The organism is Pseudomonas sp. S4_EA_1b (assembly GCF_016307435.1).
GTDB classification, from domain to species: Bacteria; Pseudomonadota; Gammaproteobacteria; order Pseudomonadales; family Pseudomonadaceae; genus Aquipseudomonas; species Aquipseudomonas rhodesiae.
Genome location: NZ_JAEILC010000105.1, coordinates 1 through 15,390 on the forward strand (window position 1 = coordinate 1; position 15,390 = coordinate 15,390).

Here is a 15,390-nt window from a genome sequence, read left to right on the forward strand (position 1 = left end):
CCAGGCGTTTTGGTATCCCAAGCTTTGGGAATACCAAAACGATGTCAGAGGTGGCCCGCATGCCCACCAATGCTTCCCACCACTCCCTTCTGCCAAACCAAGGCAACGAAGACAGCAGAAAACGACGTCATCCTCACTGACGATGACTAGCCTTGGCGTAGGATCAAGACCCATAAAGCCGCACTCAACGCGACTTCATCATTCTAAAAAACTCCCCGTCTACACCCTCAAACTTACCAATCACATTTATTCTCACCACACACTTAATAAGCTAGCCACCTATCTAATTTAAAACAACCGTCTGAACTCAACCCCATCTGATAACACCTCTCTTTAACCAACCACACCGCCCTGTTTTTTATTTCACAGGTATTTCACATACCCTTACTTATGCTAATGTCATTACGACATCACCGCTATCAAACCCGGATCGGGAGTGTGTATGACAGGTCTTCTGGCTTCCGTTAACAGCCGTACGCAACTGGTCGGGCAAAACCGCCTGGAGCTGCTTTTATTCCGGTTCAACGATCATCAGTTGTACGGCATCAATGTGTTCAAAGTGCGGGAGGTTATTCGCTGCCCCAAGTTATCTGTACTACCAAAGTCTAATAACAACATTTGTGGCGTAGCGAACATCAGAGGCTCTTCTATCCCCGTTCTAGACCTTGCGATGGCCACTGGGCTGCCGGGCATTACCGATAAGGAGAGCGCTTTTATCATACTTACGGAGTACAACAATCGCGTTCAGGGCTTTCTGGTTTATGCAGTTGAGCACATCGTCAATTTGAATTGGGAGGACATCCATCCTCCGCCCAAGGGCAGTGGCGATAATAATTATCTGACTGCTGTGACCCATGCGGATGATCGGTTGGTGGAGATCATCGATGTGGAAAAGGTGCTGACGGAAATTTCTCCGACGTCGGAGGAGATTTCCAACGGTGTGGTGGATCAACAGGTGACTCAGTGGGCGCGGCACCTGCGCGTGCTCACGGTCGATGACTCGATGGTCGCCCGCAAGCAGGTGACGCGTTGCCTGGAAACCGTCGGGGTGGAGGTGGTTGCGCTGAACGATGGGCGTCAGGCTCTGGATTATCTTCGCGCCATGCTCGATGAAGGGCGCGATCCGCAGGAAGAGTTTTTGATGATGATCTCGGACATTGAGATGCCCGAGATGGATGGCTACACCCTGACCGCTGAAGTACGCAGCGATCCGCGCCTGGCGAAGTTGCATATTGTGTTGCACACCTCGCTGTCGGGCGGGTTTAACCAGGCCATGGTGAAGAAAGTCGGGGCCGATGACTTCCTGGCGAAGTTCCGCCCGGATGACTTGGCCGGTCGGGTCGTCACTCGCATCAAGGCGGCCAACGCCAACTGATCCATTCAACCACCACACCATTCACGCCAGGGAGGCTGAGCGGCAATACATAAAAAGAAGAAACAGTAGAGGCCATATCATGACCAAGTGTAATGAGCTCTATCATCAGGCTCCAGACGGCGAAGCAAGGCCTTTCTGGAAGGGTACGCTTGATACCTGCACATCGGGCTGCGCAACCACGTCGCCTAATTCCGCATGCGAACCCGGCACCACAACCACGCCCATCTCCCCTACCTCAATGAAAGACGAGCTGATCGCCGCCCAGGCGGTGTGCACCCGAGCCAAAGCCGCAGTCGTCGAAATGTTCAGCCATGCGCGCATGGGCCGTGCGCTGGAGCTTGAGCCCATCAGCTCGCTAGTGGATGACATTTCCAGCTCGATCGCCCGCCACCCAGACGCTTTTATCAGCCTGGCACGCCTTAAAAGCATCGACGATTACACCTATATGCACTCGGTGGCGGTGTGTGCACTGATGATCGCGCTGGGCGTACAACTCAAGCTGCCGCCCGCGCTCATTCGTCGCGCGGGGCTGGCCGGCCTGCTGCACGACATCGGCAAGATGGCTATTCCAAACGCCATCCTTAATAAACCCGGGCGTTTGAGCAGCGATGAATTGCAAGTGGTCCGCCGCCATCCCCTGGAAGGCGAAAAAACCCTGATGGGCACCGCCCAGATGTGCGACATGGTGGTGGACGTATGCCTGCATCACCACGAAAGAGTTGACGGCACTGGCTACCCTCACGGGCTGGCGGGTGAGCAAATCAGTGTTTTTTCACGCATGGCCGCAGTGTGCGACGTCTATGACGCGGTGACTTCCGACCGCTCCTACAACCAAGGCTGGGACCCCGCCGTGGCCATTCAGCAAATGTCCACATGGCAGGGGCATTTTGACGATGAAGTATTTCGGGCTTTCCTAAAATCGGTAGGCATTTACCCAGTGGGCTCTATTGTTCAAATGAAAAGTGGCACGATCGGCGTGGTCATTGAACAACATACCGATTCGCTGTTGACGCCCAAGGTCAAGTTATTCTTCTTACCGGTTCTTAATATTTATATCACCCCGAAAGTTATCGATTTGAGTGACCCCGCTCAAACCGATCGCATCATCGCACGGGTGCCGCCGCAACGTTATGGCTTTAAAAACACCGAGCACTTGTGGCTCGATGATAATGAGTCCAACTGAGCAGCGATAACTGTCATGCAGTATTGACCGATGAAACGATAAGCATCGGCGCTACTGCCTAAGCAGCCCATGATTAAGCCTTAAGTCTTGTGTGCACAAAAACATTGGAATGCCAGTATCCGGCGGTATTGGTAACTATCAGCGCGGGCAGGAATCATCATGAAATTCAACTCATTGCAGACTCGAATTTGCTTTACTGCAGGACTCTGCTTATTCATCTCTTGCGCCAGCCTGGTTTTATATGGGCTGTACTCTTCAAATGCGAATCAAACTTATGTGGGCCGCGAAGTTTCTACGCTGATCGAAAATTCGACCATCCGCGAAGTGCAGAACCTTGCCGAATCGCGCGCAAATGCCATCCAAGCCAAATTGCAGAACGCCCTGGACTCAGCTCGCACAATGGCCAACACCATGAGCGCCAGTAAAAGTGCGCAAAGCCCGCTCGCTCTGGGCCGGGAGCAAATCAACACAATGTTGCTCAGCGTGCTCAAGGACAACCCGGATTTCAACGGCACCTACTCGTGCTGGGAGCCGGATGCCCTCGACGCTCAGGATCAAGCCTCTCGTAACAATGAGGGCGGTAACAACCCGCTGACGGGTCGCTTTACCCCCTATTGGACCCGCAGCTCGGACGGCCATATCGCCGTGCAACCGCTGGTGGAATACGACTCCGACGCGCGTCACCCCAATGGTGTCCTTAAAGGCGGCTGGTACTCCGGCCCCCGCGACACTCAGAAAGAGAGCGTGTTGGACCCGATCCCCTACGTGGTTCAAGGCAAAAACGTATGGCTGACGACGCTCTCGGTGCCCATCACCGCCAATGGCAAGTTCTACGGTGTGGTCGGTGCTGACTTCGATATTTCGTTTATTCAGAAACTCAGTGAGCAAATGTCCGCCGCCCTGTATGACGGCAAAGGTTCGGTGACGATATTGAGCCATCAAGGCTTGGTGGTGGCCAACAGTAAACGCCCCGAACTAATCGGCCAGCCATTGAAGGCATTGCTGCCCGACACCTGGGAAAAAGTGTTGGCCAACGTGCAGAAAGGCCAGGGTGACAGTCGGATGAACCAGGAAGCTGAGGAGATCGAGGTGCAAATGCCGATCACCCTGGGCCGCACCGGCAAACCCTGGGCGATCCTGATCCATTTGCCCAAGGCCGTGGTGATGAGCCAGGCGATTGCGCTGGAGCAGGAGCTGAAGTCCCGCGGGCTGAGCAGCAGCATCTGGCAGGTGGGCGTCGGGCTCAGTATTTCTGTGCTGGCCTTGATGGTGTTGTGGTTTGCCACCGCGAAAATCGTCGGCCCGATCCGTGAGGCCGCGACCCTGGCCGCGACCATCAGTCTTGGGGATTTTTCCCAGCGTCTGGTTCAGAAATCCGAAGATGAAGTCGGGCAGTTGTCTTTTGCCCTGAACGAAATGTCGGACAGCCTGCAACGTCAGGTCAAAGTCGCCGAACGCATCTCCGAAGGCGACCTGGACCTTGAGGTTCGTCTGTCGTCCCCCAACGACACCTTGGGCAAGGCGCTGGAAAAAATGGTCGGCAACTTGAACAACCTGATCTCCCAGGTTCAGGTCAGCGCCACCGAGATCACCGGCAGTTCGGGCCAGGTCACAGAGTTGAGTCAGTCGTTGTCCGAGGGTGCGGCCAACTCCGCGTCGTCCATCACCGAGATCAGTGCGGTCATGACGCAAATGGCCGCGCAAACCACCGACAACGCGGCCAACGCTAAGAAGGCCGATGAGCAGTCACAGGCATCACGCGCGGACGCGGGGGAAAGTGACCAGCTGATGAGCGAGCTGATCGCCGCCATGGCCGAGATCGACAACTCGGGCAAAGACATCACGGCCATCATCACCACCATCGACAATATTGCTGCCCAGACCAACCTGCTGGCCTTGAACGCCGCCATTGAAGCGGCGCGTGCCGGCGAACTCGGCCGTGGTTTTGCCGTGGTGGCCGACGAAGTGCGTAGCCTCGCCGCACGCAGTGCCGAAGCCGCCCAGCAAACCGCGGCGCTGATCGCCGACTCGTCGACCAAGACCCAGCGCGGCATGGTCATCGCCGGACGCACCGCCGATTCGCTGCGCAATATCGTTAATGGCACCACGGCGGTTTCGAGCTTGGTGTCCCTGATCTACCAGGCTTCGAGCGAACAAGCCTCCGGGTTGCAGCAGGCCAGTATCGGCTTGGAGCAGATCGATGAAGTGACTCAGCAAAATCAGCACAACTCCCAGCAATGCGCGGTGGCGGCCAAGAACTTGTCGGAACGGGCTAACGCCATGCAGCAAGGGCTGAGCCGTTTCAAGGTCAAAACCAGTTAGCGCGGCGGCCCGGCCGGGGGCGGTCAACCGCTGCCCTCGGTCCCTTTCATCAACCGCAGGTTCATTCACGAAATGTTAAGAATCGCCTCCCTATACTGACCGACTGCGAGCCGCTCCCCCGAGCGGCCCCCTGCCCCGGTATCCACAACCCATGACGCGCCCCGCCTCTCTGCTGCTCCTGCTTGCTGGCCTGTTGTTTTTCTTTGCTTTGGATAACCACGAACTGCAAGGCTCCACCGAAGCCCGCGTCGCCGGGATCGCCATGGCGATGCACCTGGACAACGACTGGGTGGTGCCGCAGTTGTTTCGCGAGCCGTTCCTGGAAAAACCACCCCTGAGCCTGTGGCTGGACGCCGGCGCGATTCGCGTGTTCGGCGGCACCACCTGGGCGGTGCGCCTGGCGTCGGCCCTTGCTGGGTTGTTCAGCGTGATGCTGCTGTACGGGATGCTGCGCAAGTTCGGACGCCCGCAAACCCTGGCGTTCAGCGCGGCATTGATCCTGGCGACCATGGCCAGTTACTGGAGCAATGTGCGGGGTGTCGGCGAAGATGCGTTGCTCAGCCTGGGCGTGACCACCGCCCTGTTGGCGTTCTACCAGGCGGTGCGGCCGGATCGTCAAGGTTCGGCAACCGGCGCCTGGGCGTTGTTTACCGCCGGGATGGTGATCGCCACGTTGAGCAAAGGCGTGCTAGGCCTGGCGATGCCCGGCGTGGTGATTTTTGTGTACTTGGTCAGCACCAGCTTGATGGATAAACGCCTGCGCCTCGGGGACTGGCTCAAGCCGGCGGCGTTTACCCTGCTGGCCCTGATTCCATTGCTGATCTGGCTGACATTCCTATTCCAACGCGGCGGCCTGCAGGCCGTGGGCGAAGTGCTGTGGACCAATAGCGTCGGACGCTTCAGCGGCGAATTCGTCGAGGCTGGGCATTACGAGCCGTTCTATTACTACCTGCTGAAGCTGCCGCAAGCGTTTTTACCGTGGAACATCCTCGTGTACCTGGGGCTGTGGCATTTCCGCAAAAGCCTGGTACGTAATCGTTACCGGTTATTTTTCAGCGTTTGGCTGGTGGCGCAGTTCACGTTGCTGACGTTGGCCTCAAGCAAACGCACGGTGTACCTGATGGCCCTGACACCCGCCGCCGCGGTGCTGGCCGCCGAGTATGGGCGGGTCATCCTGGAGTGGCTGAAGGCGCATAAGCCGTCACTCTACAAGTACCACAGGCGTCTGGTCGGCGGCGTGTTCACGCTAGCGGTGGCGTGTTACCTGACGGCCGCGTTCTGGTTTGCGCCCAAAGCCGATGTGCGTCAGTCGTTCGTGCCGGTGATCCGCCAGGTTCAGGCACTGCAAGCCGAAGGCAAGGAAGTGGTGTTGTTTCAACCCAACGAACGTATCGCCGGGGCCAGCGTGTTTTATTTGCAGAGCTACTTGAAGATCTTGCAGACAGACGCGCAACTGCACAGTTATCTCGCCGCCAGGCCTGGCAACGTTGCGTTGCTGGACCGTACCGACGGCCTGAGCACGCCGGTCAAGGTGATCAAGGAAATGGCGATCAATCGCCAGCCCTACTACTTCGTCGAGCAGTAGGGCCGGCGCGGCAGGTTAGTGTTTGGTGAGTTTGTCCAGGTAACCCATGGCGAATGCCGAGACCACGAAGGTCATGTGGATGATCACGTACCACATCAGGTGCTGAGGATCGACGTTCTTGGCGTCCATAAAAATGCGCAGCAAGTGGATGGAGGAAATCGCTACGATGGAGGCCGCCACTTTCATCTTCAGCGACGAAGAGTCCATGGTGCCCAGCCAGTTGAGCTTTTCCTTGTTGTCGTCGATATCCAACTGCGAGACGAAGTTCTCGTAGCCGGAAATCATCACCATCACCAACAGGCCGCCGACCAGGGCCATGTCGATCAACGACAACAGCAGCAGGATCACTTCGGCTTCCAACATGGTGAAGATGTTGGGAATGACGTGAATGATTTCCTGGAAGAATTTCAACGCCAGGATCAGCAAGCCCAGGGACAGCCCCAGGTAGATCGGCGCCAGCAACCAGCGCGAGGCGTACATCGCATTTTCGATAAAGCGTTCCATTGGATCTCACACAGCGTGGTTAGAAATGGCGGCGAGTATACCAGCCGCCATCAGCGCGCTGTAACCGCGAGAAAACTGACCTGGGCGGCTTCTGTAAGAGAATTTTTCTGCTAGTGTCGAGCCCATCAACTCGGCTCGATGATGTCGGACAGGAAGAAACTCAGATGATGGATGTGCGATCCCCTTTGGCCGGTTTCGGCCTGTGCGCAGCATTGCTGCTGGCGGGCGGCTGCTCCCCCAGCGATGAAAAAAAACAGGCCACCCTCGAAGAGAAAACCGCGCAATTCGAACAATCCTTGGACAGCATCCAAGATCCCAAACTGCGCGACGCCATCGCTGACCTCGGCGGCTCGCTGCTGTTGCTGGAGCGCGCGCAACTCAAGCTCGCCAACAAGCCCATCGAGCCCGAGTACGGTGAAGACTCCCTGGCCCTGCTCAAGCACTACCCCACGCCCCAGGCGTTGGTGGACACCTACATCAATGGCCTGTTCGTGCTGCGCAAGACCTCCCACTCCGATTACCTGACCGATCTGCAGCCGGTCTTCCCATTCAATTTCAACCTGCCCGACCAATTCCCGTTTCCCCACGGCCTAGAATGGCAGTCGGTCACCCTGAGCAACCACAAAGTCATTCCGTTCCAGCCGGAATGGTCGGAAACCGATCCGGGCATCCAACTGAGCCCCAGCAGCTCCAACCTGACCAACCCCGATGATCTGACGGTGACCTACCCGTTCATCGACGGCATCGAGACCGAAAACAAAAGCCAGCCGCAACCGGTGAGCCTCAAGGGCACGGTGGAGGTGATCGCGCCGGGCAATGTGCTGACGTTTGACTTGTCGACCAAGGACGTAGGCCACCCGCGCACTGAAGGCGCGATCAGCGTCAATCTGCTGCGTCTGGAGAAGAACTACGCCGAAATCGAACTGACCAATAGTCAGCCCCTGGCGCCCCAAGTCGGCGATGAGTCCCCCAACCCGCTGCTGGTACAGGCGCGCGACAGCACCGGGCAATTCCTTACTCGCTCGGGATCCATCAATGAAAGCGCGGCTCAGGTAGCGTTCTACCAGAAACAATTGGCCGAGATGCAAAAGCAAAAAGTCTGGTCCGACGCCTTGGAAAAACAGCTCAGCGATGAGCAAAAAGCCTTCGAACACCAGCAGAACAGCCATTACGCCAAGGTGTACTTCAATGGGCTGATCGACACCCTGCAAGTCAACGTGCTGGATTTTTCCAAGGCCACGGTGACCCGCAAGGACCTCGACCTGCCGGTGCTTCGCTTCGACAAAAACAACCTGGAAAAAACCGTGCAAGCCTTGCCCATGCCGGTCACCGTGTATGACGACAGCGCCGCCGATTGGCTCAAGGACGCCACACTGACCGAAGACCAGCTGAAAAACAGCGTCACCATCAGCCAGTCCGTCGAAGACGCCAGCGCCGCGACTATCGTGTTCGACCACCCCTTCACGTTCAATGACGATCTGGTGGGCGCCGAGCGTAATAGCACTGAGTCGCCGGTGACCTTCTTTACTGCCGATGAAAAAGGCGAGCGCGGCGAACCGATTGAATTGCCCACCGAGGCTTTTGAGCTGAACCCGGCACGCGGCACCCTCACCTACGACCTCACGCTGTTTCCGGAAAACCCCGCTTATGTGGTGGGCTCGATCCCGTTGTTCCTGGCGACCATCGAGAAAAACCAGATCGACGTGGGCACGTTGCCTAAGGGCCTGTCGCTCAAGGACAACGCGCTGGTTGTCGACCAGAAAGCCTTCCCCTCCGACAGCTGGCGTTTCTATGCCAAGGACGCCAGCGGCCACTACCTCAAGGAAATCCTCGCCGTCAGCCATCGCGCCGCGGAATACGGCACGGCGTTATTCGACGTGCATTACTTCTACGGCCAGCCGAGCGCGCTGGAAAGCTACCAGCGTACCGAGCTGAATACCGTGCAATACGGCTTTGAGGTCAAACTGGATAAGCCCGAGAGCAAATAAGCGGATTACAGAGCGAGCTGCTCGTGGTTGCGGTTGAGCAGTCGAAGATGAGCCTGCAAGTGCAGGCACCAGATCGGCGGGTCCTCGACCATTTCGTAGCCCTGCCGGGTCAGGTTTTCGACGATCGACTCCAGCAGATGGGCTGCCTCGAAGGGGCCGCGAAATGGGCCCTGGGACTTCACCGCGGACGGCTGCTCGCCGGTCATCCCGGCGGCAAACAGCACCGTCCACAGCCCGTTATCCCCAGCGAGAGGGCGAATGGCGCATTCGATACGGGTAGCCAGTCCGAAGTACTGGCGGGTAAGACAGAGGTTGCGCGACATGGCGGCGACCCTCGGTAGTTCGGTGTTCAGCCCCTGCGCGTGGGCGAGGCTGTTGCTGTCCAGCGACTCCTGTGGATATCCCTAATCCTCAGGATAGAAGAAAAACACGACAAACCAAGGCCGTAGAGACCAACGGTGTAGGCCCCTGTAGTCACCAGTCAAATTATTGTCATTTCTGCCAACCTTGCGGCGAGCGAACTGGCGCCGCGCGAGACAAGCTCGCTCACCACAGGGATCGGGGCACAGGCTTGGATTTCCAGCGCCATTTCGCTTGAGAAAAGCGGCAGTCAACTCAGGTTCTGTGGCAACACCCCAACCCCTGTGGTGAACGGGCTTGCCCCGCGCGAGGCCAGCTCGCTCACCACAGGGATAGGGGCAGAGGCTTGGATTTTTTAGCGCCATTTCGTTTGAGAGAAGCGGCAGGTCAACTCACGTTCTGCGGCACCCCCCCAACCCCTGTGGTGAGCGGGCTTGCCCCGCGCGAGGCCAACTCGCACACCACAGGGATAGGGGCAGAGGCTTGGATTTCCAGCGCCATTTCGCTTGAGAAAAGCGGCAGTCAACTCACGTTCTGTGGCAACACCCCAACCCCTGTGGTGAGCGGGCTTGCCCCGCGCGAGGCCAGCTCGCTCACCACAGGGATCGGGGCACAGGCTTGGATTTCCAGCGCCATTTCGCTTGAGAAAAGCGGGAGTCAACTCAGGTTCTGTGGCAACACCCCAACCCATGTGGTGAACGGGCTTGCCCCGCGCGAGACAAGCTCGCTCACCACAAGGATCGGGGTAGAGGCTTGGATTTTCAGCGCCATTTCGTTTGCGAGAAGCGGCAGACAACTAAGGTTTTGTGGCAACACACCAACCCCTGTGGTGAGCGGGCTTGCCCCGCGCGAGGCCGGCTCGCTCACCACACAAATCGGTGCATTCAGTGACATCGGCTGTTATGAAGCGGGTTTGGCCTCGGCCAGCGCCTGTTGCGCCAGTTCCTTCTCTGCTTCTTTGAGGTCGTCTTCACTGATCATTTCGGCAATCGCGCGCAAACGCTCGACCACCCGGGCGTTGACGGTGCCTTCCGGGAATTGCCCTTCGGCATCCGGCTCGCCGGCATCCTCGCCCACCAGCAGGCTCAAGGCTTCATCGGCCTGGCGTACCGCGTAGATGTGGAACTGCCCAGCCCGCACGGCCTGCAGCACCTTTTCATCGAGCATCAGTGTGGCAACGTTGGCCTGGGGAATGATCGCCCCCTGCTCGCCGGTCAGCCCACGGGCTTCGCAGAGACGGAAGAAACCTTCGATCTTCTCGTTAACCCCACCCACCGCCTGCACTTCACCAAACTGGTTGATGGAGCCGGTGATGGCAAAGCACTGCTTGAGCGGGGTTTTCGACAGCGCCGAGATCAACGTGCACGCTTCGCCGAGGGACGCACTGTCACCGTCCACGTAGCCGTAGGACTGTTCCAAAGCGATGCTGGCCGAAATCGCCAGCGGGAATTCCTGGGCATAGCGGCTGCCCAGGTAACCGGTGAGGATCATCACGCCCTTGGAGTGGATCGGCTGGCCGAGGTTGACCTCACGCTCGATGTCGACAATCCCGCTGCCGCCGGGGTACACCGTGGCAGAAATCCGCGCCGGCACGCCGAACGCCGAGTCGCCCACTTCCAGCACCGTCAGGCCGTTGCACTTGCCGACCGCCGCACCGGCGGTGTCGATCAGGATCACCCCGGCGAGCATATCGTCGAGAATCCGCGCCGACACCCGCCCGGTGCGCGTGGCCTTAGCCTTGAGTGCGCGTTCGATATGGCCGGCGTCGGTCATCTCGTCGCCCGCCAGGTGACGAATGAAATCCGCCTCGCTGACCAATTGGAACAGATCACCAATACGCGCCGACAACCGCCCCTGATGCTCCGCCAGCCGCGCGCTGTAAGTGGCCAGGCGCGCCACGGCGTCGGATGTCAGCGGCGCCATGCCCTCTTCCGAGGTGCGGGTTTTGAGCAACTGCGCGAACTGCTCCAGGCTTTCGTCGACCATCGGGATGTCTTCGTCGAAGTCCACCAGCACCCGGAACATTTCCTGGAAGTCCGGATCGGCGTCCTGCAACGCGTAGTACAACTGACGCGAACCGATAATGATGACTTTGACCTGCAGCGGGATCATCTGCGGGTTGAGGGTCACGGTGGCCAGACGCCCCAATTCGCCCAGCGGCGACTCCATTTTCAGCTTGCGCGACTGCAGGGACCGCTTGAGGGCGTCCCACACGAACGGCTCGCTGAGCATTTTTTCCGCTTCAAGGATCAGAAACCCGCCATTGGCGCGGTGCAACGCGCCTGCGCGCAGTTGGCGATAGGTGGTGTAGAGCGCGCCCTGATCGGTGCTGTATTCGATACGCCCGAACAGGTTGTCGTAGGTCGGGTGCGGCTCGAACACCACCGGTGCGCCGCCGTTGACCGGATGGCCCACCACCAGGCTCGGGCAGTACTGCTCTTCCAGCAGCTTGCGGGCCTGGGCATCGGTCTTGGCATCATCCACCAATTGCTCGACCACGGTCTTGAGCAGGTACACCTGCATGGCTTGCAGGTAACCGCAGACGGCCGCGTTTTCCGCGTACTTTTCCGACAGCGGCGCCAGCAATGGCTGAAGGGCCAGGGTGATGGTTTCTTCGTTGAACTGGCGCAGTTGGTTATTCGACTCGCGTTTCCACTGCGGCAGGCTGGCCAGCTCTTCGTTGAGGCGTTCTTCCAGCTCGGAAATATCGGTGTGAAAGCGCTCGCGGTCGGCTTCCGGCAACTGCGAGAACTCGGCCTCGTCCAGAGCCTTGCCGTCGAGCATCGGCGTGAACGCGATATTGGAGCTGTCGCGGTACAGCGCCACGTCTTTTTCCAGGGCCAGGCGTTCGATTACGTCCAGCGCTTTGTCGTAACGCTGGTTGAAGGCGCGGTCGATAGCGCTCTTGCGCTGCTGGTAGGTAGGGTGTTCGAACACGGCCGGGAACGTGGCCACCAGGTTGTCGATCAGCGCATTGATATCGGTAATGAACGCTGCGCCTCCCCCGGCGGGCAACTCAAGGGCGCGCGGCTCGCGAGGTTCATCGAAGTTATTGACGTAAACCCAGTCCGACGGGGTTTGCAGGCGCTTGCCTTCGGCCTTCAGGTAGCGTTTGACGAACGAAAAGCGACCGGTGCCCGGCTCGCCCATGACAAAAACGTTGTAACCGGGGCGTGGCATGGCCACACCGAACTGCAAGGCTTCAACCGCGCGTTCCTGGCCAAGCACACCGCGAAAGGGCTCCAAATCATTGGTGGTCGAGAAGCTGAACTGTTCAGCGGAGAAAGGGCGAGTCAGCGCATCGGGCGCTAGACGCAGGCTGGCAGCAACAGGATCAGGCATCGGGCTTCCTTACATCAGGCGGGGCAGATAGCGGCATTCTGGCTCCCCCTTGCGCGCTCTGGCAAGGCGGGTCTCTGGGAAAGCATAGACGCGGGAGGCGGCCGGCAAATATTTCATCAAATCGCCAACGGTTTTATAAAAACCCACGGAACCCTTCGAACGTGCCTAAACTCCAAACTGCGCGGGTTGGACTAATAACCGATCCCTAGGGCGCTATGAAGTGCCTGAACCCTTGTCCATTGGTTTGCACACAAAGAGAACAAAGCTATGAAACGGATCCTTCTCGGTACTCTCTTCACCGTCGTCTCCCTCAATGCAATGGCAGAAGCACCAGGTGGCCCGAACTGCGGTTGGGGCAACATGTTGTTCGAAGGCCAGCGCGGCACTCCGGCTCACTTCCTGGCTTCCACCACTAACGGCACCTCGGGTAACGCCACCTTCGGCATGACCTCGGGCACCAACGGTTGCAGCACCAACAGCGCGCTGACCTACGGCGGCAAGTCTTGGATTGCCATGAATGGCATGATGAACGAGCTGTCCGAAGACATGGCCAAGGGTAATGGCGAAGCACTGACCACCTACGCCGTGGTACTGGGTGTTGCGCCCGAAGATCGCGAGCACTTCGCTGCCGTGACTCACGAGCACTTCCAGCAAATCTTCAGCAAAGCTGACGTCACTGCTGACGACGTGCACAACAACACCCTCGCTGTACTGAAAAGCGATGCCCGTCTGGCGAAATACGCGACCCAGGCTTAAGCTCGACCGGCCCGCGCCTCTCCAGGCGCGGGTTTTATTTTTGGGCCCGCCTCCCCTTTGGGTCTTTCTATTTCCGACTTAAGTTGCCTCTATGCTCAAACGAATTGCCTGTCTGGCACTCTTCGCCTGCGCCCCGCTGTATGCGGCCCCGCACCTTGATGATCAGCGTTTGCAGCAATTGGCCAACGATCCGTTCTGGCTTTCCCTGGGCCATTACGAAGCCGGCAAGCTCAAAGGCTGGCGCAGTTATGTCAGCGATAAGAAATTTTTCCTGGCGGCCGATGGTGCTCACCATCCGGACGCGGAACTCAAGGCCACCGTCGACGCACTCTATGCGCCCGCCGGCCTGGGTGAAAAACACGCCCAATGCGTCTACCCCGCACGTACCCGCTGGCTCAAGGATCAGTTGCACCTGACCGACCTGCCCGCCGTGGACTGCGCCGAATTCAAGCAATGGTTCAAGGACGTCGCCCCCCACAGTGCGGTGATGATCTTCCCGGCGGCCTACCTCAACAGTCCGTCGTCGATGTTCGGCCACACGTTGTTGCGTATCGACCAGGCCGACGTGCAAAGCAACAACACCGCACTGCTTAGCTACGCGATTAATTTCGGCGCGTATATCGAAGGCTCGGACAACAGCATTCTCTACGCCTGGAAGGGCCTGATGGGCGGCTACCCCGGCCTGTTCGCGCTGGTGCCCTACCAGGAAAAACTCTCCGAGTACCGTAGCCTGGAGAACCGCGACCTGTGGGAATACCGCCTCAACCTCACCCAGGTCGAGACCGAGCGCATGGTCGAGCATGTGTGGGAACTCAAGCAGATCCAGTTCGATTACTTTTTCTTCGACGAAAACTGCTCTTATCGCCTGTTGGAACTGCTGCAAGTCGCCCGCCCCGGCCTGCGTTTGACCGAGCAATTCCCGCTGACCGCCATCCCCACCGATACAGTCAAAGCCGTGAAAGAGGCGGGTCTTGTAGAGAAAATCGACTATCGCCCGTCCCGCGAGCGCGAATTGCTTGAACGCGCCAAACCCTTGGATGGCGACGAGCAGCAATGGGTGCTCAAGATCAGCGACGACCAGAAGCAATTGCAGGAGCCGGCCTTCAAGGCCCTGCCCCGCGAGCGTCAGGCCCTGATTATCGACGCGGCTTATCGCCTGGGCCGCTACCGCGCCAATGGCCTGGAACGCGACACCGCCCGCTCCCAACGCAGCTTCGAGCTGCTGCGCGCGATCAACCAGAACCCTGCGCCCGACCTCAAGATCCAGCCGCCCGGCCTGCCGGAAGACGGCCATGAATCCCGCACCTGGCAAGCCGGTATCGGCACCCGTGGCGACAAGGCTTTCGGCGAATACGGCCTGCGCATGGCTTACCACGACCTCAACGACAACGCTGAAGGCTTCCCCCTCGGCGCGCAGATCGAAATCCTGCAAATGAAACTGCGCCAGTACGAAGGCAACCACTGGCAGTTGCAACAACTGGACCTGGCCACCATCCGCTCCCTGACCCCGCGCAACGCGTTGCTGCAGCCCTGGTCCTGGCAAGTCACCGGCGGCCTGGAACGCGTACCGGGCAAACACGACGACGAAACCCTGGTCGCCCATGTCAACGGCGGCGCCGGCAGCACCTGGCAACTGCGCGACGACATGCTCGGCTTCGCCCTCGGCACCGTGCGTGTGGAACACAACAACGACTTCAACGAAGCCATCTCCCCGGCCGCTGGCTTTAACACCGGCGTACTGTGGAAAAACCCGCTGGGCAACCTGAGCCTGGAAGCCAAAGGCGATTTCTTCACCAATGGCGAAGTGCGGCGCAGCCTCAGCCTCAACCAACAGTGGGAACTGTCCCGCAACCTGGGCCTGCGCCTGAGCGCCCAGCGCGAATACAGCCATCTATCCTCACCGGTCAATGAAGTGATGCTTGAAGTGAAGTGGTACCACTACTGACCAACGCCTGGCGAAAATCAAAAATGCGGG

The 15,390-nt window shown here is 58.7% G+C and carries 10 protein-coding genes; 7 read left to right on the forward strand and 3 right to left on the reverse strand.

What is annotated here, in order from left to right:
- Positions 1-442: 442 nt before the first annotated feature.
- From YA0848_RS28030 to YA0848_RS28045, 4 genes are all read left to right on the forward strand, one after another.
- Complete coding sequence (locus YA0848_RS28030) at positions 443-1,375, forward strand: chemotaxis protein CheV (protein ID WP_034115155.1); 933 nt, start codon at positions 443-445, stop codon at positions 1,373-1,375.
- 79 nt (positions 1,376-1,454) lie between these two features.
- The gene (locus YA0848_RS28035; protein WP_169903482.1) at positions 1,455-2,558 is read left to right on the forward strand and encodes an HD-GYP domain-containing protein; all 1,104 of its coding nucleotides are present in this window, start codon (positions 1,455-1,457) and stop codon (positions 2,556-2,558) included.
- Positions 2,559-2,717: 159 nt separating this feature from the next.
- Entirely contained in the window at positions 2,718-4,880 is a 2,163-nt protein-coding gene (locus YA0848_RS28040; protein WP_034100807.1) for a methyl-accepting chemotaxis protein, read from the forward strand.
- Between the two features lie 151 nt (positions 4,881-5,031).
- Positions 5,032-6,465: an ArnT family glycosyltransferase gene (locus YA0848_RS28045; RefSeq protein WP_198731460.1), complete on the forward strand. Its 1,434-nt coding sequence runs from the start codon at positions 5,032-5,034 to the stop codon at positions 6,463-6,465.
- A gap of 15 nt (positions 6,466-6,480) precedes the next feature.
- On the opposite strand, the gene YA0848_RS28050 is transcribed toward YA0848_RS28045, so the two are convergent.
- Complete coding sequence (locus tag YA0848_RS28050; RefSeq protein WP_034100811.1) at positions 6,481-6,969, reverse strand: TIGR00645 family protein; 489 nt, start codon at positions 6,967-6,969, stop codon at positions 6,481-6,483.
- 164 nt (positions 6,970-7,133) lie between these two features.
- On the opposite strand from YA0848_RS28050, the gene YA0848_RS28055 reads away from it, so the two are divergent.
- Positions 7,134-8,957 carry a hypothetical protein gene (locus tag YA0848_RS28055; protein ID WP_169868429.1) on the forward strand — a complete coding sequence of 608 codons (1,824 nt, stop codon included), beginning with the start codon at positions 7,134-7,136 and terminating at the stop codon, positions 8,955-8,957.
- A gap of 5 nt (positions 8,958-8,962) precedes the next feature.
- Here the strand turns inward: YA0848_RS28055 and YA0848_RS28060 are convergent, their stop codons facing one another.
- Together YA0848_RS28060 and YA0848_RS28065 are read right to left on the reverse strand one after the other, a co-directional pair.
- Entirely contained in the window at positions 8,963-9,280 is a 318-nt protein-coding gene (locus YA0848_RS28060) for a PA4575 family protein (RefSeq protein ID WP_034100813.1), read from the reverse strand.
- A 937-nt stretch (positions 9,281-10,217) separates the two neighbouring features.
- The gene (locus tag YA0848_RS28065) at positions 10,218-12,659 is read right to left on the reverse strand and encodes a Lon protease family protein (RefSeq protein WP_034115167.1); all 2,442 of its coding nucleotides are present in this window, start codon (positions 12,657-12,659) and stop codon (positions 10,218-10,220) included.
- A gap of 267 nt (positions 12,660-12,926) precedes the next feature.
- On the opposite strand from YA0848_RS28065, the gene YA0848_RS28070 reads away from it, so the two are divergent.
- Together YA0848_RS28070 and YA0848_RS28075 are read left to right on the forward strand one after the other, a co-directional pair.
- A complete protein-coding gene (locus YA0848_RS28070) occupies positions 12,927-13,415 on the forward strand; it encodes a DUF3015 domain-containing protein (RefSeq protein WP_016973832.1) in 489 nt (162 codons plus the stop codon).
- A gap of 91 nt (positions 13,416-13,506) precedes the next feature.
- On the forward strand, positions 13,507-15,360 hold the full coding sequence (locus YA0848_RS28075) for an Lnb N-terminal periplasmic domain-containing protein (protein WP_047882034.1): 1,854 nt from the start codon (positions 13,507-13,509) through the stop codon (positions 15,358-15,360).
- The last annotated feature ends 30 nt before the right edge of the window (positions 15,361-15,390 follow it).